Here is a 25968-nt window from a genome sequence, read left to right on the forward strand (position 1 = left end):
TCATTTTCTTGTTTTACTGAATCTTATGGGTAATGTGTATCTGATATCAGTGGGCTTGCCGCTGGCTAATCTACCTGGCGCCCAGCGTGGGCATTGTTTCAACAGCTTGACAACCTGTTGGCCAAACTGAGGATTGCTAGGTTCTTGCAATATCTGAATGTCAGTAATCGTACCCTCATTACTAATGGTAAACGCCACCACCACTCTAGCATCCTCATTCTCGTGTCCACTTGGGTATTCCAGATGGTTACCAATCCACATGAGAAATGCGCCGAAATCCTGATTGCCCATAAATTTAGGTGCAATGGCATCCTTAGAAATCACTTCCACTTCATCCAATGATTTACCTTGCGAGGACGTTGTGGTAATAGTTCGCATATTGTATAAATATATACCCACTATTAGAATGCATACACCTACTAGCCAAAAGCCTGTCAATTTTAAATTTTTTTTTGTATACTTAGTGCGTTGTCCTATAACATACACACTATCATCATTGTTTATCTTATGTATCATAACCGAATTCGTTTAAAGTTAAAGTATTTCTCCATGAGATCCTTTAGACCCTTTACAGCCTCCTTTGATGCTCCAATTGTAACTTTGCATCTTAGTTCACTGTCAGCCAAAGTGATTTCTTTTCGTTGAATATCAATCATAGATACAAAATCTCGATTAATAATTAAGCTTTTTCCAACCCTTATAAATCGTTCCGCCTCCAATCCTAATTGCGCCTCTAATATTTTCTCAAAGGTATGCAAATTGAACGAAAAAGTATATTTAGCTCCATCAATCAAATTTATATTTGAATAGCTACCATCAGACGTTACACATAGTAAACAATCTAATGGGATTTTAGTCATTTGATTAGCATTTGCTATAATGATGTTATGGTTATATTGGCTCATTGACATACTATTGTTTAATGCAAAGATAATACATTTTTCATTTCGAGATTCATATCCTACTAGATGTTTTATGAAATAGCGGTTTTATTTTACGTAATGTCGATTATTGATATTATTTCTCTATTATTCTGTTTTTTTCTGCAAAAACGAGCATTTAATAAAATCAAACATAGGTTTCATACAACAAGTAATTTATTATAAAACTACGATAAAAATATCACATAACTTTACATCAAACTCGAAAAGTTCGAGTGGTTTAGTATTAACATAAAAAGAAGAACAATGAAAACAAAAAGTCAAGTTTTCAAGAAACAGGCTCTCAGTTCAACAGAGCTTGAGTCCGTGTTGGGCGGAAAGCGTCAAGCTACCAAAACGTATGATGGTGGCACGCTTCAAGAGATTATTGTAACTCCTAAGCCCTAATTATTTGGAGGGTAATGAGGTGTATAAATGCACACCCCATTACCCTCTTATGTTGAATCACCGTATCTAGTTATACAGTTATGAAAAAATACAAAGCGTTTCCACCTGAAACTACAATCGCAAACATTAGAACAGCCCTACATAAATTGGGATTATTGTTACATGAAAGTCACATTTTGCATAGGGACTTCTACTCATGCCGTGTTATTTTAGGAAATAAAGACTTATTACCATTAAATATAGGGACTAACGGTAAGGGACGGTCTTTTGAGTATTCACTTGCAAGTGGGTACGCAGAGTTCATGGAGCGCCTTCAGAATCAGTTGCTCCTAAATTCAAAGAAGATGCTCACGTCTAAAACCTTTAATGTATATAGTGTCGCTTCCTCGGATGACAGCAGTATATGTAAGGCTACGTACTCACTAGATGAGCAATATATTGAAACATCTATGCTAGATCCTATGGTATGTGAGGAATTAGCAAGGATGAGTGGATTTTCTTGCTCACAGCAGTTTATAAATGAACTTAAGATGTTTAAGCAAGGAAATAAAAGCCTTTGCGTACCTTTCTACGATGTGCAGAGTAATATAGAGCGTCTTTTCCCAATAGAGATTCTTCTTCTATTGACCGGTTCAAATGGAATGGCCTCGGGAAATACTCCCAAAGAAGCTATTTTACAATCAATTTGCGAAATCTTTGAGAGATTCGTAATCAGTGAGTTATATTGGAAGGGGGTGACACCTCCAACAATTCCTCTTTCTTCGTTCTCTGATGGGCATATAAAAGATGTGATAATTAGATATATAGAAGAAAATGAAGACTATACTGTTGCTGTAAAAGATTGCTCACTCGGACTGGGAATACCAGCAGTAGGACTTCTGATTATTGATAAAAAAAACAACAAGTACAATTTCAAGATAGGGGTTGATTTTGTTCCTGAGGTTGAACTTGAAAGATGTTTTACAGAGATACATCAAGGTCGAGACATCTTTGGAGGTCTGCCGTATTCTTTCATAGATACGAGCAGTAAAGATGATGTTGAGGTCAGAAAGGCGGAAGATAACTTGATGAAAATCTTTATTGATGGAACTGGATTTTGGCCAATTTCTATCCTTAGAGAAACACCATCATATGATTTTGAAGGCTTTAACGAGAAATATGGTCTTAGTAACTCTGACGACATCCGTATAGCTATCAACCTAATACATATCCTTGGGTATAATATATATATAAGAAATAATTCAACCCTTGGATTTCCTGCCTACTATGTGGTCGTTCCTGGGATGAGCCAAATAATAGCTAAAAATCCGTTTGTTTCTGTTTACAAGCCATCATTTATTGACATGTCACTAATAAACCAATTGGGAAGAGTGACAGAAGATATTGCTGGCAAGATTCTGCACTCAATAAATGAGAACTACGAGGCAATGAAGTCTAATTCATTTGCTTTGAAGAACGTATTTGTTCACAACACGAACGAGGACCTCAACGAGCTTAGCGTAGAGATGTTGGCTACATTGCTAGCATTATATGTAAACGACAGAGCAACCGCAATCAAATATCTCGAGTTGTATCTTGTAAACAAAGATAAAATAGAGTATCAATACTATTATGCATGTTTGGATTACTTAAAACTGAGAGGTGAAAGCCAAGATATTCTGAAGCAGCTATATGGCATAGAGTTGACCACAGAAGTATGTGGTGATTTAGATGTTCCACATAGAGTGCTACAACACTATAGTTTCCCGAATTGCCCAGATTGCAATAACTGCAAACTGCGCAAGGAATGCAGACAGCATACAATATTGGCAATTTCGGAGAAAGTCAAAGCCTCTAGTATCGTTATAGATCAAAGACAAACTCAATCAGACATATGGGACAACGCAGATTAGAAACTCTGATTAGTCAGTTGTCGATAAAATTAACACTACTGACTATTTCAATGTTCATTGCTGTCGGTGGTAAGGCTCAAAAACAATTATCGGGCCTTGTCGTTGACACCAATGGACAGCCTATTATTTCGGCATCAGTGATTGTTCAGTCAAAAGATACAGCTGAACATAATGTACAGATTACGGTAACCAATGCGGATGGAAAATTCTTTTTCCATTCTGTTCCATTTCCTTATCAACTGACCATTCAACATATGGCGTATGTTGATTCACAGATGAGCGATAGTTCGGTGAATGTGCGTGTCGTATTAAAGGAGAAGGAGAATATATTAGGCGAGGTTTTTGTGAAAGGCAATCGCCCTATGGTGTCAACAAGAGATGATGGTGGAATAGTATTTTCGGGTGAGCAAATGCGACAACACAGGTCTGTTGAAACGGCTCTTGAGATGATTGAAGCACTTCCAATGATGGAAAAAAATGGAGAAGGCTTTATGCTCATGGGAGCCACCGAAACGTCAATTCTTATCAACGGAAAAAAGAAAATGTTGTCGGATGAGCAGCTGATAAACTACCTAAAAACCATACCAGTATCGGAGGTTCGGTCGCTGGATGTGTACTATAGCACGCCTTCTAAATTTGGTGTGCGAGGTGCTTCGGTCAACATAGTTATGTCTGCGCCCAAACACGAAGACCTGCATTTTCGTGGCGAAGGGTTTGTGTCTGTAAATCATGGGAACAGTATGAAAATGGATGGAGGTACAAACTTTAGTTTGTCATCAAAGAAATGGTCACTGAATGCTGGATACACAGAAAGCAACGTCTCTAAACTTCGCCATCAAACGCTCGAGGCCGTGCATACACTTGATGGTGTGGAACATCTTGTCCTACAGACGACTCAAACATCCTCCATCTCAAAGGATAAGACGGCTGTTATGAATTTGACGGTCAGCCCGAATGACAATGTTACAATGGATGTCGACTACGTCTACTTGCATAAGTCGCCCCGAAACACCGTTGATTTTAATTCGAGGATGAATCAGCAATCTTTTAATGGTAATACTCTCAGTCGGTACAGCTCTGATGCCCACAATGTAAGAGCATCATTGACGTATAAGGATGTTGAGATAGGTGGAGAGTATGAGCATTTCCAAGAGGATGCAAACCAAATTATCGAGTTCAATAAAAATCAAACTGGTAACAACGACCACAATCAATTGTATAATGGATTGAATGTATATCTCAATGGTGAGTCAGTGTTATTCAATCGCACAATAGAATACGGTGTTGATGGAACAATGAGAAGCACCACCAATTACGTGGGTGAAAACAAATCTTCTACGTTGACACTGACACAAAAAGAATTCGAAACAACAGCTTATCTAGGAGTTCGATTTCCGCTTGGCAAGAGTGGTTTCTTTAACACGTCCATACAGGGTGAGTTTATCAATTCGACATATAAGCGAGAGTATGGACATAAAGAGAAATTGTGGAGAGATTTTGACATATATCCCACTTTTACATTGATGTACAAGTTCACTCCGTTGCATATCATTCAAGCCAGCTTGACATCCACAAAATACTACCCTTCATATTGGGCCAATGCAAGCTATAGTTCATATATTGATAACTACAGCAGGATAGAAGGCAATCCACAGCTGAGTCCATCAAGAAAATATGCGCTCAACGTAAACTATATTCTTAAGAGCAAGTATATCTTCGGACTATTTGGTGAAAGTCATCAGAACTACTTCACGCAACTGTTAAAGCTGCAAAACGATGAGATTGCTGCAGTGTACAAATATTTCAACATTCATAAGAGTCAACGCTTGGGTGTTATGGCAATAGTACCGATAAACTGGATGCGCAGCTTTGATACCAAGTGTACATTTATGGGGTTTTATATGCACCAAAAAGGATGTATCGATGATATTCCACTGAACAAGACAACGTTTTCGGGAAGGACAAGTATTTCTAATACCATCCATTTGTTTGGCAACAACATGATGGCAGAACTTGGAGGATGGGTGCAGTTGCCAGTCATTCAAGGAATTTACGACGTTAAAGCCATGTGGACTATAAATTCAAAAATGAGCTGGAAAACTCCAATCAGAGGATTGTCGGTTTCCATAAAGGCTGAAGATCTGTTTAATACGCTCAAGAGTCAAGTTCGCTCGAACGTAACTCAAAAGCGCTTTTCTTTCCGCAGTTATGGGGATAGTCGCAATTTCAGTTTCACTCTACGCTACGTATTCAATGGATATAAAGCGAAAGAGGTGAAGAGTGTCTCAAATGAGAGGTTGGGATTTTAGTAATATGCAGGTCGTATTTCAGCATGACACAATGCAGTGTGGCATAGCTTGTCTTACAATGATATGCCAACATTTTGGAAAGAAAGTATCACTGAACTTTCTTTCCAAAATGTGCTGTTCTACAAGTGAAGGAACTTCTTTACTCAGCATATCTGAAACAGCAAGTAAAATTGGTTTGAATGCTGTTTGTTATAAAATATCATTAAGCGACTTAAGCAAGATTCAAACTCCATGTATCTTACATTGGAATCAGAATCATTTTGTTGTTTTATACAAAATAGTCAATAATAAAAGATTTTTCATTGCAGATCCTGCTAAGGGACGCTTGGTGTGTGGAGAAAAAGAACTCGAAACTCATTGGACAAGTAAAGAAATATCTAATAATGCTAATGGCATAGTGATGTATTTTTATCCAACGAAAAAGTTCTACTTATTAGGTAATGATAATAGTTTACTCGAAAATAGTCATTCCTTTAAATTCCTTTTTGGTTACATCAACAGATTCAGCCGCTACTTCGGTCAGATATTGCTGGGGTTGCTGCTTGGTAGTCTGCTCCAGTTAATCTTACCATTCCTCACACAGTCTATTGTGGATGTAGGCATCAAGAATCAGAATATCGGCTTTATCTGGCTGATACTCTTGGGACAGCTGATGCTTACGGTTAGCCGTACTGCCATCGACTTTATCCGTCGTTGGCTCTTGCTACACATCTCTTTGCGCATAAACATTTCATTGGTAAGCGACTTCTTTATCAAGCTCCTGAAGCTACCCATGTCGTTCTTCGATACTAAACTAATGGGCGACCTTATGCAGCGTATGGGCGACCACAACCGTGTAAACTCGTTCCTGACACAACAAACACTCAGTATTGTGTTCTCGCTCTTTACCTTTGTGGTATTCAGCATTGTATTGTTATCCTATAATTGGCTCGTCTTTGCCATCTTCATGCTCGGCAGTCTCCTTTATGGCGGTTGGCTTGCGCTCTTCCTAAGGCGCAGAAAGGTTCTCGACTATGAACTCTTTGAGCAGCAAGCCATCAATAACAACAAGACTTACGAATTTATCACCTCCATGCAGGAGATAAAACTGCAAGACTGTGAACAGCGTCGTCGCTGGGAATGGGAGGACGTGCAGGCAGACCTCTTTGGAGTGCAGATGAAATCGCTGAAACTCCAACAGATACAAGAGGCAGGCAGCATTTTTATCAACGAACTGAAAAACATCGTCATCACCGTGGTGGCAGCAACAGCCGTTATTCACGGACAACTAACGCTGGGCATGATGCTCGCCGTGCAGTACATCATAGGGCAACTCAACTCGCCAGTGGAGCAGTTGATGAGTTTCTTCTACTCCGTGCAAGATGTAAAGATAAGCCTTGAGCGTATCAATGAAATCCACCGCATGGATGATGAGAACGGAAAGCAAGGATTGGAAATGGCACTGAAAGAAGAAAATCAAGGCATAGACCTTGAAAACGTAAACTTTAAGTACGACCCACACGCACTAAAAACTATCATTGATGATGTTAGCCTCACTATCCCCAAAGGCAAGATAACAGCCATTGTGGGAGCTTCGGGTAGCGGAAAGACCACGCTCATCAAGCTCATGTTAGGCTATTATCCTGTATTGGGCGGACAAATCACTATTGGCGGAACGGATGTAAACACACTCAACAAGAAGTGGTGGCGCAGGCAATGTGGTGTGGTGATGCAAGATGGTGTAATCTTTTCCGAGAGCATTGCAAGGAATATTGCCGTAGATGACGGAGAGATAGACAAGGAGCGTTTGCAGAAGTCTGCCGAGATAGCCTGCATTCACGATTATGTGATGGGGCTGCCCTTAAAATATAACACAAAGATTGGGCGCGATGGCGTGGGATTGAGCCAAGGGCAGAAACAGCGCATACTCATAGCGAGAGCCGTATACAAGAACCCTTGTTATATTTTCCTTGATGAAGCTACCAACTCGCTCGATGCTAACAATGAACGTATGATTGTAGAGCATCTTAATGAGTTCTACAAAGGCAAGACGGTAGTTATAGTGGCACACCGACTAAGTACGGTGAAGAATGCCGACCAGTTAGTGGTATTGGATAAAGGCAAGGTGGTAGAAATTGGTAACCACGAAGTACTCACGGCAAAGCGGGGTGCATACTATAACCTTGTAAAGAATCAGCTGGAATTGGGCAACTAACAGCAGAAAGGAAGATTATGGCAGACAAAAAGATAGAACTTCGCAGCGAGAAAGTAAGGCATATCATTGGCGAGATACCATCAAGGATAGTCCGTTATGGTATCACGATAATCACCATTGTGATATTGGGACTGCTGGTAGGTGCATACTTTATCCCTTATCCTGAGACCATCAGTGCAAGGATTGAGATGGCAGACGAACATCAAGGAACAATAGACATTCCCTATAAATATGTGAATTGGGTAACAAAAGGAATGACGGCAAACATAGAATTTGAGGGTTACGATGTCGAAACATACGGAACAGCCAATGGTACGATAACCGCCACATCGCATACACCCCGACAAACAACAAAAGGTAGTGTGTTCACGGCACAGGTAAAGATAACGGATTGCAGGTATAAAACTATCAAGGGAATGACAGGCACAACATCCATACTCGTAAGCAATGAAAGCGTGCTTCAAAGAATTGTCAAGCAAATAACAAACAGCATATAATTTCCTTTTTATCCGTAATAAAGCGATGAAAGAGAAAGGCAAATGTAGTTACTGCGTAGTACCATTATTTTCGAGTACTTTACTACAAGTTAATCCTTTTTTCTTTCACCGCTTTAACTCTTATTGTAGTAATGTAGTAAGATATAATCAGTGAAAGAAAAAGGAAATATATTCATCAGTTCTTGGTATTGCCCAACAGGAAGATTGGCGTTACAATGGCAACCTCTGTCTGCAATTTTCTACTGATGTACTTTCTGAACAAATACGCTTCGGTGCTGCTTAACAGAAAGGACAGGGCAATGATAATTGAAAGAGGATAGAGCGGTGCATAACCTTTAAGTTGTCCGTTGATGAAAACAGGTTCTTCACCTGCACCCCTTTCATCGGGATGCAGGTTGGAAGATTTCATAATCGTCTGAAGCCTATAATTGAGTTGTCTCCACGTCACACCGAAGAATCTCACAAGTTCGCTCTTTGTCATGGCTATTTCTCCGTTTCCTTTGCGAATGACTTGCATATTACTGCCCCAATCAAAACAACTACGATGATTGTCCGTGCTGGTCATTGTTCTTGGTTTATGGCTCGTATTCATGCCGTTTCCTCCATTTTACAGGTTATAGTATCCGAAGGTTCACAAGCCTCTCTCTCCGAAGTTTCCTTTTCTTTTGCCGATTGCTTGGCAATGAGCCTGTCCATATCCTCTGATATCTTTTTGTCCGTCACCTGCGCATAAACTTGAGTGCTTGATATGGAGGCATGCCCCATCATCTTGGCTATGCTCTCAATGGGAATACCTGCGCTTAGGCTCATCGTGCCGAATGTATGTCTTGCCATGTGGAAGGAAAGTCTTTGGCGGATACCGCAAGCCTTTCCCACAATACTCAGTTTGGCATCCATAACACTGCGGCTGCAATCACGGTGAAAAACAAGGTGGTCGCCTTTTTCTTTCACCGTCTGCTGTACCTCGCTTCTTTCCGGCTCTTTCTGGCAATGACTGATGATGGCTTCCGCTATGGGATGTAACGGCACGATGAACTCAACCTTGGTTTTCTGACGTTCCTTTCTTATATACATCTGTCCTTCCGCTGTCGTTTGGATATGCTTGTATTCCAAATTTTCCATATCCGAGATTGCCAGTCCTGTGAAGCAGGAAAAGATGAACATCTGTCTTGCCAGCTCCGCTTCCTTGTCGTTCATCCTCATTGGCATAAGTTTCATTACATCGCCCTTTTGCAGAAAACGTATCTTCTTTTCCTCCTTTTCATACTTGGCATTCTCAAACGGATTGCAGCGGATAATCCTCTTGCTGACCGCACGGAACATCAATCGGCTCAGCCAGCAGAGGTTGCTGTTGATGGTGGATGCTCTCAGCCCACGCTTTTTCAGAAAAAAACGGTATTCCTCGAACAAGTCCTCTGTAATGGTTCCGATGGGTATGTCCTGCACTCCTTTGTTTTCGACAAATTCACGGAGATTTCTGTCAGAATAGAACAGATTCAGGTAAGTTCCCTCTGCCCTTGATCTGCCAACACTTTCCTTGACTGCTTGGAGTTCCGCCCTGCTCATGGCAAGGAGCGTGGTCGGATTGGTGGCAATACCTTGCAAGCGGTTCTTGATAAGTTCCACGCTTACAACTCCATCCTTTACAAGAATGTCCCGATAGGTCTTTTCCACCAAATCCCTGAATTCTTTGATTCTTTGGTTTGTCTTCTTGTTTGTTGTCAAACTCTGCTTGGTGTTCCACTCGCAGACTTTACACTCTTCTCCTGTGGTAATGGCTGTATTCTTTCCGTCGATGGTGATACGGCAGAGAATGGCGGTATTGCCGTCTGCCTTTGTTTTCTGTCTGTTAATATAGAACAGTATCTTGAATGTACTTCTCATAATGGTCTTGATTGAATTGTTCATGTTTTATTTAACGATAAAACAATGTTGAATGAAAGAAATGGTCAGATAGCCAACTGCATATCTTCAGTGAAAGAAAGGAAACGGTCAAATTCCTCAAAGAGTTTCTGCGGTGTTACCTTTGCATAACGCTCGGTCATGCTCACGTTGGAATGCCCCAGCATCTTACTAACGGTCTCAATCGGTACACCCTGTTCAAGCGTGATGAGCGTGGCAAATGTGTGCCTTGCCGTATGTGTGGTAAAAGGAAACGAGATGCCTGCACGAAGCCGCAGGGCTTTCAAGTAAGATTGGTAAGTGGCATATCCCATGAAAGGGAGCAATGTTTCCCTTTCATCGCTGTGGAGCTTTTCCATCAGCCGTATGGCTTCGGGCAGCAGTTTGACACGACAAGGCACACCTGCCTTGTGGCGGTTGAACTTCAGCCAAAGGCTACCCTCGTCATCACGCACAAGATGGGACTTGTCCAGTTCCATCAAATCACAATACGCAGCACCCGTATAACAGGCAAAGAGGAAAATATCCCTTGCCGTTTCCATTTCCTCCTCCAATTCCTCAAAGTGGAGAGTCTTTAACTTCTCAAATGCTCCTCTGTCAAGTGCTTTGGGGAGTTTCTTGTTACCCTTGCTGATTTTGGCTTTGTCAAAAAGCAGGATGTCTGCCACCCCCTCACGATAAGCCAGTCTGCAAACTGTTTTCAAATGGGTAGCGACATTGTAGAATGAGCTTTCCTGAAATCCACACTCTCCCAAGAAGTACTGCTGAAACTCATGGATGAAGTTCTCTGTCAGTTGTGAGAAAGCTAAGTCTGAAACCTTATACTTCTTTTGGATGAACTCCTGCAAGTGGATTCTCGTGGAGTGATAGCTTGCCATTGACTCTTTTCTGATGTCTACACCAATATGACTTTCTTTCTCTTTGATGAGCATATCAAGCCTTTCGATGAGCATGCACCGTGTCTGCACACAGCCTTGAAACAGTTCCTTCACGTCGGTTGCGTCAAATGGGCAACCTCTTGTAAGCAAAGATTGATAAGCTGACTGAATGGACAGCAGCAAGTTCTCCAACCTGCCATTCACTTCCACCGCCTCACGACTTTTTCCGTCCATTCTGCTCTCACGGGGATTCCACAGCTCAGGATTACAGGAGAGCTTGCAACTGAACTGCGCGATAGAACGTCCGATGGTTATCCGCCCCATAATCGGAGCCTTACCCGACTTGTCCAGACCGCTCTTTTTGAGGTAGAGCAACACCTTCATTTTTTCTGTTTTCATACGCTTTGATGTTTTGTGGCAAAATTACCAAATTCAAAGCGTTCCTCATTTATGCAGAAAACTGCCGACCGCAGCAACAACCACACGAGCGAAAATAATTAAGTTACCGAATATTGCTCCATCGTTACCTATGGCAAAATCGGGTAACGATTTGGTAACTGAACTTCTGCTCAAATCTGCATATTACTGCCCTATATGAACAGAGCACTTCTATGCAAATTATTCCGTTTCCTGCTCATTTTCAGTCTGTTTACACCAACTTCGATATTTCTTCATTTTCATTGATTAGTTGCCATCCAATATCCATGACTTAACCACCCAATTGACATGCTTTAGCCGCCCAATCTACAGCATATTGAAGGGCTTTTCGGCACAAACTCATTGCTTTTTGATTTCGACTTAGCTTTTAAAAACATATAAGTCGTTACCAATCAAATAAATAATAAAACTCTCTCATAATGAGCATATTTACAACACACGAACGTGTTGGTTGAAAAAACGCCCAGCATTTGTGTTAAAAACACGTTGCGAGAGCAGACATTTCACGGAAGAATGTTGGATTTGATTTAAAAACAAAAAGCACCTCTGCGCCGAACCCTCATGGCGCATCGAGGAACTCATCGTCAACAAGCAGTTCTTCGTCATCGTATAAAATTCATTGAAAAGCGTGCGAACCTTTCCATTTTATTTGTATCTTCGCCCTATCTTTCATTACGAAAGTGGCTTTTATTCCAACTTTGGGACAAAGCTATTCTTCTATCACCAAAACCAACAAAAGATGTTCAAAATTATTCAACAGTCAGATTATAAGGTAAACCAATGGAGCGGCGGCATCACAAGAGAGCTGTTCATCTACCCTCACGACAGTAGTCTTGCAGAACGAAACTTCGACCTGCGGATATCGTCAGCGGTGATTCACCTCACGGAAAGTACTTTTTCAGACTTTTCAAACTATCAACGCTTCTTGTTACCTGTTGAGGGAAACATCACCTTATATATAGATGGGCATGCGCATCAACTGAGCAATGACCTTCCTTTCGCGTTCGACGGGAGCAAAAATGTTCGTTCGGTAAACAGCAGTGGGGCTATCGATTTCAATGTCATCTGCCGTAAAGACTACAAAACAAAGGTTACTGTCGCCTGCAAAGGAGAAAGCGAAAAGACCACCACAACCTTCATTTTTGCACTCGAGGACCTCGATATCAATGGCAGAAAAGTGGAGAAATACAATTCTGTTCTCACAACCGAGCCATACAAGTTCACAGGAAAAGCAGTGGTCGTAGAAATTCCTTGAGCTGTAGTTACGGCTGATACACGAAAAAAATAATCTTATTGCATGAAGCAGAATGTTCTCCCAAAGGGAGGGATTGTTTCGATGATGATTATTTGTATCTTCGCCATGCCAAACGTTGGGTAGAAGAATGCATGGCCTATAGCGCATGGTGTACGACCATCTACTGACTGTATTTTAAGAGATGAGGGTGGAAGCTGGGATAAAAAACAGCGGTTACCCAGTGGTTTTGAATTAAATGTTGTACCTTTGCAGCACATAAATCTTCTATTGATAAAGCATCAAAAACTTTGATAGGTATGCTTTTTAAGCATGAAGATTGTTTCAGTGTCAGTAAATTTTATTTTTTATTAGCATGAAAATTGAGAACCAAATAGCCAGTTCTGTCATTGCTTCAGTGAAAGAACTCTACGGACAAGATGTACCCATGTCGATGGTACAACTACAAAAAACAAAGAGTAACTTTGAAGGAAACCTCACCTTAGTGGTGTTTCCCTTCCTGAAAATATCACGCCAGAAACCCGAAGACACGGCGCAAGCCATCGGCGAGTTGCTGGTGCGAGACTGTTCGGCCGTAGCTGGTTTCAACGTCGTGAAGGGTTTCTTGAACCTCAACATCGCCAAAGAGGCATGGGTGGGATTGCTCAATGACATGCATGCGGATGAGAAATTCGGAGAGAAACCCGTCACAGACCAATCACCCTTGGTGATGATAGAATATTCATCGCCCAACACCAACAAGCCACTTCACTTGGGTCATGTGCGCAACAACTTGTTGGGATGGTCGTTGGCGCAAATCATGCAAGCCAATGGCAACAAGGTGGTGAAGACCAATATCGTGAACGACCGAGGCATTCATATTTGCAAATCGATGCTCGCTTGGCTGAAATGGGGAAACGGGGAGACACCCGAATCGAGCGGAAAGAAAGGCGATCACCTCATCGGCGATTACTATGTGGCGTTTGACAAGCACTACAGAGCCGAGGTGGCAGAGCTGAAAAACAAATTCATGACAGACGAGGGACTGGACGAAGAGGCCGCCGAGAACAAGGCAAAAGAAGAGGCTCCGCTGATGAAAGAGGCGCGCCAAATGCTCGTGAAGTGGGAGCAGGGCGACGAAGAGGTGCGCGCCTTGTGGCAAAAAATGAACAATTGGGTTTACGCCGGCTTTGATGAAACGTACAAGACGTTAGGCGTGAGCTTTGACAAGATATATTATGAATCAGATACTTACCTCGAGGGAAAGGCTAAGGTAGAAGAAGGACTGGAGAAAGGTCTTTTCTTCCGAAAGGATGACAACAGCGTATGGGCAGACTTGACACAAGAGGGTTTGGACCAAAAGCTGTTGCTTCGTTCTGACGGCACCAGCGTGTACATGACGCAAGACATTGGTACGGCAGACATGCGGTTCAAGGATTTCCCCATCGACAAAATGATATATGTGGTTGGCAACGAGCAGAATTATCATTTTCAGGTACTTTCCATCTTGCTCGACCGCTTGGGATTCAAGTGGGGTAAGGAGTTGGTACACTTCTCCTACGGTATGGTTGAATTGCCAAACGGTAAGATGAAGAGCCGCGAAGGCACGGTGGTGGATGCTGATGAGTTGATAGCAACCATGATAGACGATGCCCGCAAGACCAGTGATGAGCTGGGTAAGTTCAAGGATATGAGCGAGGAAGAGAAGCGTGAGATTGCCCGCATGGTTGGATTGGGCGCACTGAAATACTTCATCTTGAAGGTAGATGCCCGCAAAAACATGCTGTTCAATCCAGAAGAGTCTATCGACTTCAATGGCAACACGGGGCCGTTCATCCAATATACTTACGCCCGCATCCGTTCCATCATGCGTAAAGCGGCTGCAGAGGGCATGGCATTGCCCGCACAACTGCCTAGCGATGCGCCACTGAACGACAAGGAAATTGCATTGATACAGAAGATGAACGACTTCGGTGTGGTGATAGAACAGGCTGCAACGGATTACAGTCCGAGCGGCATTGCCAACTATTGCTACGAGTTGACCAAAGACTTCAACCAGTTCTACCACGACTACAGTATTCTGAACGCCGACACGCAAGAGGAGAAACTCACCCGGTTGGTGCTTGCCAACAACGTGGCAAAGATTATCAAGAACGGCATGCTGCTGCTTGGTATAGAGGTTCCAGAGAGGATGTAGGGAAGCCCCTCCCCGCCCTCCCCAGCAGGGGAGGGAGAAGGAAATTACCTTGTTTGCCCATCTTCTTGACGGATGTTGATTGCTCAACTCTCGTTTGTTGATGCCGATAATCCACCTTATTATATATAGAGAGAGATACATTTTCGGCTTTAATGTAAATTTACCGTATGATATGAAACGGAAACATGAAACGGCAGATTGTGCGAATTACGAGTTATTGAAAGCATTTGCAAAGAGAAGTAGAACGCATTCAACTCAGGCGGAAAGCATGTTGTGGGAGGCATTACGTGGAAACCAATTAGGATGTAAGTTCAGACGACAACATATCATCGGCAACTATATTGCTGATTTTGCTTGCATTCGTTTCAAACTGGTGGTTGAAATAGATGGTAGTTATCATCAACAAGGCAATCAACCACTCATGGATGCCGAACGTACAGCTGATTTAAAAAGTCGCGGCTTTACCGTTTTACGTTTCACAAACGAACAAGTACTTCACCGTCTTTCATCCGTCATCTCTCAAATACTCAAATCATTAGACCACATGGATCAAGCAGAACAGATAAAAAACAATTCACAAGAAACCAACTTAGTTACGCCGTTAGCTTCTTCCCCCCTATCGGGGGGACAGAGGGGGGCTTCGGCATGGGCGGTTGATGCGGCATGTTCAGGCAACCCAGGACCTATGGAATATCGGGGAATCGACTTGGCGACAGGAGCGGAAATCTTTCACTTCGGCCCCGTACATGGCACCAATAATGTAGGTGAGTTCTTGGCTATCGTGCATGCGTTGGCCTTGTTATGGAAACAGGGCGATACGCAAAAAACCATTTATTCGGATAGCTACAACGCCATTTTGTGGGTGAAGAAGAAGCAATGTAAAACAAAGTTGAAGCGAACACCACAAACAGAGCAACTCTATCAGATTATCTCGCGCGCCGAACAATGGCTGAAAACGCACGCTTATCGCAATCCTATCGTGAAATGGGAGACAGCCGAATGGGGGGAAATTCCCGCCGATTTCGGCAGAAAGTAAATCCATTTACACCCTGCTTTTTATCCCTTGCACCCATGAGGTTGTGCATTTTCCACGTCTACATGCGGCACATGATATAAAAAACCGTTGGCGAAAAGAATGATGGCATCATCCTTTTCGCCAACGGTTTTACATAAGTGGGGTGTCTTTATCACCCCACTTGTTTAATATTCCTTCATTGAAATCATCAATGACAATTAGTACATATTATTTCTGAACATGAAAATATCACCGTATTTTCCCCAGAAACCTAATGATGTAATCTTGTTCTCGTTTTCAAATCTCCAGGAACATGTGCTAAAGTTCTCCATCGGTCCCCAGTACGAACCAGGATAATATACTCGCCTTTCTGGCTTATAGAGATGAGTAGCTTCGCCACCAAGGCCTTGCTCGCCCATATAGATATAACAATAAGGTACACGATAGTAGGTGCGGTTCAAGAACTGGAAGTTGTAGATTCTGCCACAAGCATCGCGTCCAAAGTTATCTACAATGTCGTTTGGCTTTGACAAAGAGATATCTGTACCGTTAAAAGTCAAGAAATAAGCGTTGCAGAAATGGCAGTTCGACTCTCGTCCCCAGCGGTCACGATTACCCTCTGGAACAAACTGTTGCAGCAGGTTTTCATCTTCTCCAAGGAGTGCTATTTGATAAATTTCGTCGTCGCAGTAATCGAAAGTACCTTCGGCAACTCTTCTGTTAAAGCCGGTTATCAGCAGCGAGGCACCACTGGGAAGTACTTTCTTTTGGCGATCATTGTACAAGAACTGTGCGTTGTTTTCCTCCAGGTTACCCAAGTCAATCACGCCAGAAGGCGTTTCAGCACTACCAAATACAGAGCGAACAAGATAATAACCCTCTAAGCTGATGTCGTGATCACTGATATTAGTAATCTGAAGAACGTTGCGGTTGCAGCATCTATTCTTTCGTGTTGACCAGAATTGTGTAATCACCAAGCCTTTGTCACAAACGGGTGCATCCTCAGTAATATTCACATTATAAGTCTTGTTATTCTTTAATTGTTCGTTTTTGTCAAAGACTTTTTTAGAATATTGAAGCATTTTGCTTGAGTAGGTAGCCTTTGTTTGAAGACTCAATGTAGTAGGCTGTTGTGATTCTTTGTTAAGAATGGGCATGAACCACACAATCAATGGCTTGCTCTCTTGCTTAGCCTTCACCTCAAAGTTTTTCACATCATACCTGATGTTCTTCTGCGTCGTAACTTCTGGCTGCCAAATAAACTCACCATTCTTAGAGGAGAACAGGTCGAGTGTGCCATTGGTGGCCACCACATCAGAGTTTACCACCATGAAATCGGGATTGATATCCTTCTGCACATTCAAAGTCACAGCAAACCAACTACCGAGAGCTTTGAAGTGAAGATAAATATCACCACTAGGTTTAATAAGCTTTAGTGGAGCACAGAAAGGCAAGTTGAATTGCTGTGATGCAGCATCTACAGTGTGAGAGACCTCAATCCTTAACTTGCCGTCAGCCGTCATACCACTTGCCCATGCGCCGTTGTTCACGCCAGGTTGTTTACCCATGACAGCTCCCATATAGAGGTTTCCCTTCCTTCGGTCGAAGTCAGCAGGTATTTTTGTGTCAAATCTTAATCTATTTCCCTCTACTACATATACCTCATCTTCGACAATTTTCTGTCTATTATCTTGTTTGTAGTATACGAATACAGGTATTCTATCCCCCTTTTTCAAACGATAGCTCAGCTTTTTGTTGCTATTGTATATTACTGTTGTTCGCGTCGTTGGAGTGGCGTTTAACACACCGTTCATTTCATCGAGATCCAATGATGCTGTCCCAGATATGACACTCGAAGCCTGGTCGGCTGCAGCTTTTTGCACGTCGTTCAGCACATCGTTCTCCGAACAACCAGTCAAGAAGCCCAGCAAACTAATGGCTATGAACGTAAAAATGTTCTTTTTCATTTCGGTTTTCATATTTAATCGTTTTAAATAGTTTGTTATTAGTTATTTCCATCTGTTTCATCACCCCACATGGATTCATCTGTGAAATCGTCTAAGTCAAAGTCATGAGTTTTAGCATTGCTTCCTTCATCAATGCCACCTCCTATATTAGATCCTGCCAGTATCTCGCTTTCTAATCTTGTTTTAATTACATCCACCTTTGGACTTATATACTTCTTTTTCATATACTTGCACCTCTTTTCAATTTGATTCGTTGCTTTTTTATATTTGTGTTTACGTACTTTGTATCTGTTATTTTCTTCGGTAAAGATATTCTGTCTTTCTTCTGTTTGCAAAATTAGACATCTTTAGGATTGCACCACCTAACAAATTGATTCAAAAAATTATCCTTTTGTTTCAATCTTCACAATTCTTCCTTTCTGATAATTTCAGTATAACATGCCTATCGAATAGTCTTTTAAGAAATAACATATAATAGGTGAAAATTATAGGATTTAAGAACAATTAAGTGGGTAAAACGATTCATTTGTTTTAAATTTATGACACAATTAGTAACTTTCTTTCATATTTTTGTTTAGTTTTGTAAAAATTTCATATATTTACAGCATCTATCAATGAATGTAATCAGCTTATGAAAGTATATTATCTCACTAATGTCCCGTTAAGGTGGGCTAATCGCTCTTTGAATTAATTGAAATACAGTCTATTAGGTGGTGTTTTGAAATGAAACGGACTTGATTTCGTAACTTTGCAGTCAAATTTAAATGACTGTTATGTTCCAAGACAAATACGTTTTTGCCCAGCTCACCGCTTTTTTGAACAGAACTCAGTTTAACAACTATGTTCGCAAGTATGATGGAAACCGCTATGTGAAGCATTTCACTTGTTGGAATCAGTTGCTTGCTATGATGTTTGGTCAACTGAGTAATCGAGAGAGTTTGCGAGATTTGATAGTTGCTTTTGAAGCACATAGAGCAAAGCAATACCATCTTGGATTAGGGCGTAAGCCTATTGCGAAAACGACATTTGCTTCAGCCAATCAGAATCGTGACTACCGTATCTTTGAAGACTTTGCTTTCTATATGATGGAGCAAGCCAGAAAGAAACGGGTAACGGATATCTTCAAGTTGAAAGGCAATGTGTATGCCTTCGACTCAACGACAATTCCTTTGTGTTTGTCAGTCTTCTGGTGGGCAAAGTTCCGTAAGAAGAAGGGAGGGATAAAAGCACATGTGTTATATGACCTCGAATCTCAGGTTCCTGCTTTCTTCCATATCTCTACAGCATCCGTTTACGACTCAAATTCCATGAAGGAAATTCCTTATGAATCAGGTTCTTACTATGTATTCGACCGTGGATATAATGCATTCAAGGAACTTTTCAAAATACATCAGCAGGAATCGTTCTTTGTTGTGCGAGCCAAGAAGAATCTGCAATACAAATGCTGTAAATGGAGGCGCAGGTTGCCAAAGAATATATTGACAGATGCTGTGATTGAATTCACTGAATACAATTCATACCGAAAGTATCCGGAGAAACTCAGACTCGTCAAATTCTATGATGAAGAACAAGACAGGGAGTTTGCTTTCCTAACCAATGCCTTTCATCTTACAGCACCTGAAATCGCCAATCTTTACAAGAATAGATGGCAGATAGAGCTGTTCTTCAAATGGCTAAAGCAGCACCTCAAGATCAAGAAGTTTTGGGGTACAACAGAGAATGCTGTGAGAATCCAAATTTCATCGGCAATCATAGCCTATTGCCTTGTTGCTATCATACAACATGATTTTCAACTTAAGCGATCGACTTATGAGGTTCTTCAGATTCTAAGTATTTCGCTTATGGATAAGACACCACTCGTAGATCTCTTCGAAAGGACTGATTTCAATAATGTCAAAGAACTCGATTGTCCCCTCTTTCCGGGGTTATTTGATTAATATTTAACTGGTCCCGATTTTAACGGGACACTAATGATATTATCTGAACAAGCACCTCATGTGCGAGCATTATCAAGGCAACTCCCCTGTAGGTTTCAGGGTTGTAAGAGAAAAGAAAGGCGCGGTGAGACACACGGCTCCCTCGCGTACGGCCATGCTCTTTCTATTGGAGGGAACCTTGCGTGTGGAAGGCAAACGATTTCCTGGCTTCACCGTTCATGGCAGCCAGATGTTTCCCATGCCAGCAGGTGTAGACAACTCCATTAGCTTTGTAGAGGACAGTTTGGTATTGGTGCTTTATTTTATTGACAGCAAATTCAAGTTTTGCCATAACATCATCACGGATGAGATGATTAAGAATGCGCCCAAGCGTGATGACTGGCTGTTTGCCTTGGACATGATTAAGCCGATGGTAGTGCTCGCTCGACAGACGGCCGACTATGTCATGGACGGACTGCTCTGTTGTGACATTCAGCTGAGCAAGCAGCGCGAGTTCACAGCCGTCATGCAGGCCTATTATTCCAAGGACGACTTGGCGCCGTTTTTAGCTCCGCTCTATGGGGTGGATTTGTCATTCCAGGACACCATCATTGCGATGTCGCACACCTATCCTTCTATAGACGAAATGGCAGAAAAGGTGTGCATGAGTCGCCCCACATTTATACGTCATTTCAAACGATGCTTTGGCGAAACGCCCAAAGCTTGGGTAAGCAAGGTGAAAGGCGAGGCGCTGTTCAAGGCTTTGCTCAACACTAGCGACACCATGGAGCAGATAGCCAACCAGTTCAAGTTCTCCTCCGTACAGCGCCTTTCCACATTCTGTAAAGAGACACTTGGCGGCACACCGAGTGAAATAAGAAACGGCGTAGTAAAGCCCGAACAAGCCTTGTGATGCGAAGCTGAAAATCATGTCGTAACATACTGTTAATGAATGCCTTACAAAGTCATTGACTTTAGACGCTAAAGTCAATGACTTTGAAGGCCAATTCACATGACTTTGGCGTGCAAAGTCAATGCTATTGAAATGCACACGTTATCCTCTATGTTCAAACAGGTTGATTCTTGCCCGTTCATCCCCCATTGTAGGCGCACGCAATAAAAAAAACATGTCGTTTCATTCCGTCAATGAGTGATTATTTTATATATTTGCAGACAAAGCCTTGTAGCATGAAGGCTTGCAAGCAGAAAACCGCACATTGAGGCCTCTGATGATGAAGATGCCGTTGGCCGATGAGCTCAACAGGAAATTGTGTGGATTGTTCTGGATATCAAAACGTGCAGTGCGACAAACTTTAAAAGTATCAAGTTAAGATGGTCATAGCATTCATTCCTGTGCAGGGTGGCAGCAAGTCAATCCCCCAGAAGAACATCAAACCCTTTTGCGGAAAGCCCCTTGTGTGTTGGAGCATCGAGGCTTTGGAGGCCTGCCGCGAGGTGGACAAGGTGATAGTGGCCGCCGATTCGGACGAGATAGAGCGGATCGTGGCTTCCCGCTCATACAAAAAGACCGAGATTTATCGCCTCACTGCTAAGGAAACCAGCGACACCTCCACTGCCGAGAGCGTGATGATAGCGTACATCCATGCCGCCAATCCGGCACCCGAGGCTTGCTTCATGTTGGTGCAAGCCACGTCGCCCATGACGCAAACGAAACATTTTAGTGAGGCCTTGGCACTGTACAACACCGCCCGATACGACTCCATCCTCTCCTGCGTGCGCAATTACAGGTTCTTTTGGAACGCCGATGGCACCAGCATGAACTACGACTACACACACCGCCCGCCCCGAAATAATTTCGAAGGAACGCTCATGGAGAACGGTGCGCTCTATATTAATAAGGTAGAAAACATCCTATCATCGGGCAACAGGCTATGTGGTCACATCGGTATCTATGAGATGCCGGCTTACACGGCCATGGAGATTGCTGAACCAGACGATTGGGCATTCCTGGAACATCTCATGCGAAAGCATGTTTTGAACCATGCGGTGGACAGTCTGAAGAAATCCGTAAAGCTCTTTTTGTGCGACGTTGACGGCACGCTGACCGATGGCGGCATGTATTATGCGGAAAGCGGTGACGAGCTGAAGAAGTTTAACACACGCGACGGAATGGGGCTACAACTCTTGCAGGCGCAAGGCGTCAAGGTGGGCATCATCACCTCTGAAAACACCAAGTTGGTAGAGAACAGGGCTAAAAAACTGAAAGTCGATTTTCTCGTTCAGGGCAAACGACATGGTGGGAAACTTGAGGCGGCTCAGGAAATTTGCGACCAGATGGGCATCACGTTGTGCGACGTGGCTTACATCGGCGATGACGTCAACTGCCAACAACTGCTGAGTGCCGTTGGAATTTGCGCCTGTCCGGCCGATGCGATGCGCCCTATTCAGGAAATTCCGGGCATCATTATCATGCAGAAGGCCGGCGGCGAGGGATGTGTGCGTGAGTTTATTGACCAATATCTGCTGGGCAGACGGTAAAATGAAACCTTGCACACCCTCACCAGTCAACAATTGGCACCAATTGTTTTGCTGGTTCTTTTATTTACAGTACCTTTGCCCATCAATAGCAAACCAGTTGATAAGTAGATACATAACACTTGTGTTTGATGTATCATAAAAGTTGATAACGTTGGATTGGATTAACGCTCTTTTTACAATTCCGTCCCCAGTACAGGCAGTGGTGGTCATCTCTCTGATCATCGCTGTTGGCACGGCATTGAGCAAGATCAAGTTCATGGGAGTTTCTCTTGGTGTGTCGTTTGTTTTCTTCATCGGCATCATCGCCGGAAACATGGGGCTTTCCGTTGATTCAGCGGCTCTCAACTATGCCGAAACCTTTGGTTTGGTCTTGTTCGTATACACGCTTGGATTGTACGTGGGTCCCAACTTTTTCGGTGCTTTCCGCCACGAGGGGACCAGCTTTAACCTATGGGGACTGGCCGTCGTCGTCTTGGGAACGGTGCTGGCGGTGGCACTGTGTCCGCTGACAGGCATCTCCCTTCCCACGATGGTAGGCTTGTTGTGCGGTGCCACCACCAACACACCGGCACTCGGTGCGGCCCAACAAGCATTGGAACACATGAGCCTTCCAACCGGCGGTGTGGCCCTGGCTACTGCCGTAACCTATCCGCTGGGTGTCGTAGGCGTTATCCTGGGCATACTCATCATGCGCAAGTTATTTGTCAAGCCGGCAGATTTGGTGCCCAAATCTCCTGTGGACGAAGACCAGACGTTTGTGTGTCAGTTTCTCATTGTCAACCCAGCTATTGAAGGTCGAACCATCGGTGAGCTGGCCATGAGCACCCCTTTGAGGTTCATTGTCTCACGCGTTTGGCGACAGGATGAAGTGTTGGTGCCGGGTGCCTCAACGCAACTGCACACGGGCGACAACCTCATGGTGGTGACCAACCGTGAAGATGTGTCTGGCCTGGAGATTCTTTTCGGCCAAAGAGTGGAACGTGATTGGAACAATGAGGAGATAGACTGGAATCATATCGACCGCAAAGTGGAGTCGCGTGTCATCGTATTAACCCGTACAGCCCTCAATGGTAAGCTACTGGGAAGAATCCACTTGCGCGAAAGTTTTGGTGTCAATGTCAGCCGTATCACTCGTGGTGATGTCAAATTGCTGGCCACCAAAGACCTCAGGTTGCAGTATGGTGACCGCCTGACGGTTGTTGGCGAGCCGAAAAGAGTTGATAGTGCCGAGCATTTCTTGGGCAATTCGGTCAAGACACTCAACGAACCGAACGTGGGAAGTATCTTCTTTGGCATGATCTTAGGACTGGCCTTGGGCGCCATCCCCATCAGTTTCCCTGGCATGGACTCGCCCATTCGACTGGGAATTGCCGGCGGTCCCATCATCATGGGTATCCTCGTAGGGGCGTTGGGGCCACACATGCACTTCATTTCTTACACCACTCGCTCAGCCTCTCTCATGCTCCGCAGGTTGGGATTGGCGATGTATCTGGCCTGTCTGGGGCTTGATGCGGGCAAAGATTTCTTCAGTACGGTGTTCCGTCCTGAGGGATTGCTGTGGGTAGGCATCGGTGCACTGCTCACCATCGCACCCGTTTTAATCGTTGGTTGCATTGCCTTGCGAACCAAGAAACTTGACTACGGAACCATTTGCGGCATCCTTTGCGGAGCCATGGCCAACCCGATGGCGCTTTCGTATGCCAACGACACCATCGAAGGGGACACACCCAGCATCAGCTATGCTACGGTTTACCCCATCGGAATGTTCGTTCGGGTCATCATAGCCCAAGTATTAATCATGTTCTTTGTGTGACAAAAGTGATGAAAACTCGTTTTAAGTATTTCTTTCTTACCTACGTTTTCTTTGTCCTAATCTTTATCATTCAGAAACCTCTGTTCATGCTTTACCACCTGTCTTTGTTCAAAGAGGCAACGTGGAAAGATTGGTTTTTGGTGCCTTACCATGGCTTGCCGCTGGATTTTTCGTTGGCCGGCTACCTCACCATCATACCCGGATTGTTATTGATTTGCACCATCTGGTCGCGCAAACGTTTGTGGAGACGACTGGCAATGGCCTATTTTGCCGTTATTACCATCGTTCTGTCGGCCGTCTTTGTCATCGACCTGGGCCTCTATCGGTATTGGGGATTCCGATTAGACGCCACGCCCTTGTTCTATTTCTGCTCCTCTCCGGGGGATGCATTGGCCAGTGCCAGCGCATGGGAACTCATCGGTGGCATCGTGACTTTGCTGCTGATGACCGTCCTCCTCTATGCCCTGTTTTATTTGTTGCTGAGAGATGACGTGCTCGAAAAGAAGCTCTTGCCCCTCAACCGACCATTCTTCACCTTCCTTTTCGTGCTGCTTTGGGCGGCCTTGTTCATCCCTATCCGTGGCGGATTCAAGGCATCGACCATGAATATCGGCAAAGTATATTTCAGTGAGAACATGCGTTTGAACCACGCTGCGACCAATCCACTGTTCAGTCTGCTGGTTTCATTGATCAAACAAGAAAACTTTAAGCAGCAATATCGCTTCATGAAGGATGACGAAGCCAACAAGTTGGTTGCACAGATGTACGACCAGGATGTTGTACATCGGTCATATCAGGCACCCCAACAATGGATATTGACCACCGCTCGGCCTAACATTCTGTTCGTGGTGATGGAGAGTTTCTCCTCCAAACTCATGGCGTCACTGGGCGGAGAACGCAATGTGGCGGTCAATCTGGACCGACTTTCGGCCGAAGGATTGCTGTTCCGCTACTTCTATGCCACGAGTTTTCGAACCGACAGAGGACTTGTTTCCATCCTCAGCGGATTCCCCTCGCTGCCCACCAACAGCATCATGAAGATGCCAAAAGTGTCTCAAAGTTTGCCTTCCATTGCCGCAAGTTTACGCAAGGTGGGCTATACGGCCGATTATTATTATGGTGGCGATGCCGATTTTACCAACATGCGGTCGTACTTGAAGGGTACAGGATTTGAGACGATTGTGTGTGATGAAGACTTTCCCTTGTCAGACAGGCTTAGTAAATGGGGAGTCCCCGACCATCTATTGTTCGAAAAGGTGCTCTCGAACTTGCGGCAAAACAAGCGCCAAAAGCCGTGGTTCAAGGTGGTACAGACATTGAGCAGCCACGAACCCTTCGATGTTCCTTACCACCGTTTGAATGACAAAATACTCAATGCGTTTGCTTATACCGACAGTTGCGTGGGTCACTTTGTGGACGAATTGAAGAAACTGCCGCTGTGGAAGAACACGCTTGTAGTACTGGTTCCCGACCATTTGGGCTGCTATCCCCAGGACATTGACAACCTATCCGTAGAGCGTTATCAAATTCCGCTCATCTTCTTGGGTGGCGCACTCAAAGAGCCAGGCACGGTAGACATCCATGGTTCGCAGACTGACATTGCCGCCACGCTGTTGGGGCAGATGGGAATTGCGCATCACGAGTTTACTTATAGCAAGGATATTTTCAATCCGTCATCCCCTCATTTTGCGTTCTTTACCTTCCCGGATGCCTTTGGTTTAGTGGATGAGGACAATCAGGTGGTCTTCAATAACGAGTCGAAGAAGGTTGTTTTGGACCGGGGTAAGCGGCCTGGAAAGAATCTCAAGCGAGGGAAAGCCTACCTGCAAAAGATCTATGACACCATCGATCGGTTGTCTACAGAGCCAGTGAAAGAGGGTAACAGGCATTGA

General features: G+C 43.6%; 20 protein-coding genes. 13 read left to right on the plus strand and 7 right to left on the minus strand.

Annotated features, from left to right (window positions below; all coding sequences use genetic code 11):
• Together NQ518_RS09460 and NQ518_RS09465 are read right to left on the minus strand one after the other, a co-directional pair.
• Positions 1 to 378: an energy transducer TonB gene (locus NQ518_RS09460; RefSeq protein ID WP_227208336.1), complete on the minus strand. Its 378-nt coding sequence runs from the start codon at positions 376 to 378 to the stop codon at positions 1 to 3.
• Between the two features lie 134 nt (positions 379 to 512).
• Entirely contained in the window at positions 513 to 905 is a 393-nt protein-coding gene (locus NQ518_RS09465) for a LytTR family DNA-binding domain-containing protein (RefSeq protein WP_036873632.1), read from the minus strand.
• A 282-nt stretch (positions 906 to 1187) separates the two neighbouring features.
• Here NQ518_RS09465 and NQ518_RS09470 point away from each other — a divergent pair, with 282 nt between their 5' ends.
• The 5 genes from NQ518_RS09470 (at position 1188) to NQ518_RS09490 (ending at position 8220) form a co-directional block, all read left to right on the plus strand.
• Positions 1188 to 1328 carry a hypothetical protein gene (locus NQ518_RS09470; protein ID WP_156099942.1) on the plus strand — a complete coding sequence of 47 codons (141 nt, stop codon included), beginning with the start codon at positions 1188 to 1190 and terminating at the stop codon, positions 1326 to 1328.
• Positions 1329 to 1408: 80 nt separating this feature from the next.
• Positions 1409 to 3220, plus strand: a complete 1812-nt coding sequence (locus tag NQ518_RS09475) for a YcaO-like family protein (RefSeq protein WP_227962147.1) — start codon at positions 1409 to 1411, stop codon at positions 3218 to 3220.
• A gap of 50 nt (positions 3221 to 3270) precedes the next feature.
• Positions 3271 to 5529 (plus strand): outer membrane beta-barrel protein, encoded by a 2259-nt coding sequence (locus NQ518_RS09480; RefSeq protein ID WP_227962146.1) that lies wholly within the window; start codon positions 3271 to 3273, stop codon positions 5527 to 5529.
• Between the two features lie 4 nt (positions 5530 to 5533).
• Positions 5534 to 7723 carry a peptidase domain-containing ABC transporter gene (locus NQ518_RS09485; protein ID WP_374211148.1) on the plus strand — a complete coding sequence of 730 codons (2190 nt, stop codon included), beginning with the start codon at positions 5534 to 5536 and terminating at the stop codon, positions 7721 to 7723.
• A gap of 17 nt (positions 7724 to 7740) precedes the next feature.
• Positions 7741 to 8220 (plus strand): HlyD family efflux transporter periplasmic adaptor subunit, encoded by a 480-nt coding sequence (locus tag NQ518_RS09490; RefSeq protein ID WP_227208291.1) that lies wholly within the window; start codon positions 7741 to 7743, stop codon positions 8218 to 8220.
• 175 nt (positions 8221 to 8395) lie between these two features.
• On the opposite strand, the gene NQ518_RS09495 is transcribed toward NQ518_RS09490, so the two are convergent.
• The 3 genes from NQ518_RS09495 to NQ518_RS09505 all read right to left on the minus strand — a co-directional run bounded on the left by NQ518_RS09495 (position 8396) and on the right by NQ518_RS09505 (position 11399).
• Positions 8396 to 8785, minus strand: a complete 390-nt coding sequence (locus NQ518_RS09495) for a hypothetical protein (RefSeq protein WP_374211104.1) — start codon at positions 8783 to 8785, stop codon at positions 8396 to 8398.
• A gap of 23 nt (positions 8786 to 8808) precedes the next feature.
• Positions 8809 to 10104 (minus strand): site-specific integrase, encoded by a 1296-nt coding sequence (locus tag NQ518_RS09500; RefSeq protein ID WP_227962388.1) that lies wholly within the window; start codon positions 10102 to 10104, stop codon positions 8809 to 8811.
• A gap of 65 nt (positions 10105 to 10169) precedes the next feature.
• Positions 10170 to 11399 (minus strand): site-specific integrase, encoded by a 1230-nt coding sequence (locus NQ518_RS09505; RefSeq protein WP_227208543.1) that lies wholly within the window; start codon positions 11397 to 11399, stop codon positions 10170 to 10172.
• Between the two features lie 778 nt (positions 11400 to 12177).
• On the opposite strand from NQ518_RS09505, the gene NQ518_RS09510 reads away from it, so the two are divergent.
• The 3 genes from NQ518_RS09510 (at position 12178) to NQ518_RS09520 (ending at position 15902) form a co-directional block, all read left to right on the plus strand.
• Positions 12178 to 12693: a HutD/Ves family protein gene (locus NQ518_RS09510; protein WP_227962144.1), complete on the plus strand. Its 516-nt coding sequence runs from the start codon at positions 12178 to 12180 to the stop codon at positions 12691 to 12693.
• A 352-nt stretch (positions 12694 to 13045) separates the two neighbouring features.
• Positions 13046 to 14866, plus strand: coding sequence for an arginine--tRNA ligase (gene argS / locus NQ518_RS09515; protein WP_227962143.1), 1821 nt, complete (start codon positions 13046 to 13048; stop codon positions 14864 to 14866).
• A gap of 172 nt (positions 14867 to 15038) precedes the next feature.
• A complete protein-coding gene (locus NQ518_RS09520) occupies positions 15039 to 15902 on the plus strand; it encodes a DUF559 domain-containing protein (RefSeq protein ID WP_227962142.1) in 864 nt (287 codons plus the stop codon).
• Between the two features lie 197 nt (positions 15903 to 16099).
• Here NQ518_RS09520 and NQ518_RS09525 read toward each other — a convergent pair whose 3' ends face one another.
• Positions 16100 to 17848, minus strand: a complete 1749-nt coding sequence (locus NQ518_RS09525; protein ID WP_227962138.1) for a hypothetical protein — start codon at positions 17846 to 17848, stop codon at positions 16100 to 16102.
• A 38-nt stretch (positions 17849 to 17886) separates the two neighbouring features.
• On the minus strand, positions 17887 to 18183 hold the full coding sequence (locus NQ518_RS09530) for a hypothetical protein (RefSeq protein ID WP_227962137.1): 297 nt from the start codon (positions 18181 to 18183) through the stop codon (positions 17887 to 17889).
• Between the two features lie 438 nt (positions 18184 to 18621).
• On the opposite strand from NQ518_RS09530, the gene NQ518_RS09535 reads away from it, so the two are divergent.
• From NQ518_RS09535 to NQ518_RS09555, 5 genes are all read left to right on the plus strand, one after another.
• Positions 18622 to 19785, plus strand: a complete 1164-nt coding sequence (locus NQ518_RS09535; RefSeq protein WP_227962380.1) for an IS4 family transposase — start codon at positions 18622 to 18624, stop codon at positions 19783 to 19785.
• A 58-nt stretch (positions 19786 to 19843) separates the two neighbouring features.
• A complete protein-coding gene (locus NQ518_RS09540; protein WP_227962135.1) occupies positions 19844 to 20677 on the plus strand; it encodes a helix-turn-helix domain-containing protein in 834 nt (277 codons plus the stop codon).
• Between the two features lie 419 nt (positions 20678 to 21096).
• Positions 21097 to 22263: an acylneuraminate cytidylyltransferase gene (locus tag NQ518_RS09545; protein WP_227962133.1), complete on the plus strand. Its 1167-nt coding sequence runs from the start codon at positions 21097 to 21099 to the stop codon at positions 22261 to 22263.
• A 151-nt stretch (positions 22264 to 22414) separates the two neighbouring features.
• On the plus strand, positions 22415 to 24076 hold the full coding sequence (locus tag NQ518_RS09550) for a putative transporter (protein WP_227962130.1): 1662 nt from the start codon (positions 22415 to 22417) through the stop codon (positions 24074 to 24076).
• Positions 24077 to 24084: 8 nt separating this feature from the next.
• Positions 24085 to 25968: an LTA synthase family protein gene (locus NQ518_RS09555; protein ID WP_227962128.1), complete on the plus strand. Its 1884-nt coding sequence runs from the start codon at positions 24085 to 24087 to the stop codon at positions 25966 to 25968.

This window comes from Hoylesella buccalis ATCC 35310, from assembly GCF_025151385.1.
GTDB lineage: Bacteria > Bacteroidota > Bacteroidia > Bacteroidales > Bacteroidaceae > Prevotella > Prevotella buccalis.

Bases quoted from the DNA above. Each gene is read 5' to 3' on its own strand.
- NQ518_RS09460 (WP_227208336.1), bottom strand. From the start codon at position 378: ATGCGAACTATTACCACAACGTCCTCGCAAGGTAAATCATTGGATGAA.
- NQ518_RS09465 (WP_036873632.1), bottom strand. From the start codon at position 905: ATGAGCCAATATAACCATAACATCATTATAGCAAATGCTAATCAAATG.
- NQ518_RS09470 (WP_156099942.1), top strand. From the start codon at position 1,188: ATGAAAACAAAAAGTCAAGTTTTCAAGAAACAGGCTCTCAGTTCAACA.
- NQ518_RS09475 (WP_227962147.1), top strand. From the start codon at position 1,409: ATGAAAAAATACAAAGCGTTTCCACCTGAAACTACAATCGCAAACATT.
- NQ518_RS09480 (WP_227962146.1), top strand. From the start codon at position 3,271: ATGTTCATTGCTGTCGGTGGTAAGGCTCAAAAACAATTATCGGGCCTT.
- NQ518_RS09485 (WP_374211148.1), top strand. From the start codon at position 5,534: ATGCAGGTCGTATTTCAGCATGACACAATGCAGTGTGGCATAGCTTGT.
- NQ518_RS09490 (WP_227208291.1), top strand. From the start codon at position 7,741: ATGGCAGACAAAAAGATAGAACTTCGCAGCGAGAAAGTAAGGCATATC.
- NQ518_RS09495 (WP_374211104.1), bottom strand. From the start codon at position 8,785: ATGACCAGCACGGACAATCATCGTAGTTGTTTTGATTGGGGCAGTAAT.
- NQ518_RS09500 (WP_227962388.1), bottom strand. From the start codon at position 10,104: ATGAGAAGTACATTCAAGATACTGTTCTATATTAACAGACAGAAAACA.
- NQ518_RS09505 (WP_227208543.1), bottom strand. From the start codon at position 11,399: ATGAAAACAGAAAAAATGAAGGTGTTGCTCTACCTCAAAAAGAGCGGT.
- NQ518_RS09510 (WP_227962144.1), top strand. From the start codon at position 12,178: ATGTTCAAAATTATTCAACAGTCAGATTATAAGGTAAACCAATGGAGC.
- argS (WP_227962143.1), top strand. From the start codon at position 13,046: ATGAAAATTGAGAACCAAATAGCCAGTTCTGTCATTGCTTCAGTGAAA.
- NQ518_RS09520 (WP_227962142.1), top strand. From the start codon at position 15,039: ATGAAACGGAAACATGAAACGGCAGATTGTGCGAATTACGAGTTATTG.
- NQ518_RS09525 (WP_227962138.1), bottom strand. From the start codon at position 17,848: ATGAAAAAGAACATTTTTACGTTCATAGCCATTAGTTTGCTGGGCTTC.
- NQ518_RS09535 (WP_227962380.1), top strand. From the start codon at position 18,622: ATGTTCCAAGACAAATACGTTTTTGCCCAGCTCACCGCTTTTTTGAAC.
- NQ518_RS09540 (WP_227962135.1), top strand. From the start codon at position 19,844: ATGTGCGAGCATTATCAAGGCAACTCCCCTGTAGGTTTCAGGGTTGTA.
- NQ518_RS09545 (WP_227962133.1), top strand. From the start codon at position 21,097: ATGGTCATAGCATTCATTCCTGTGCAGGGTGGCAGCAAGTCAATCCCC.
- NQ518_RS09555 (WP_227962128.1), top strand. From the start codon at position 24,085: ATGAAAACTCGTTTTAAGTATTTCTTTCTTACCTACGTTTTCTTTGTC.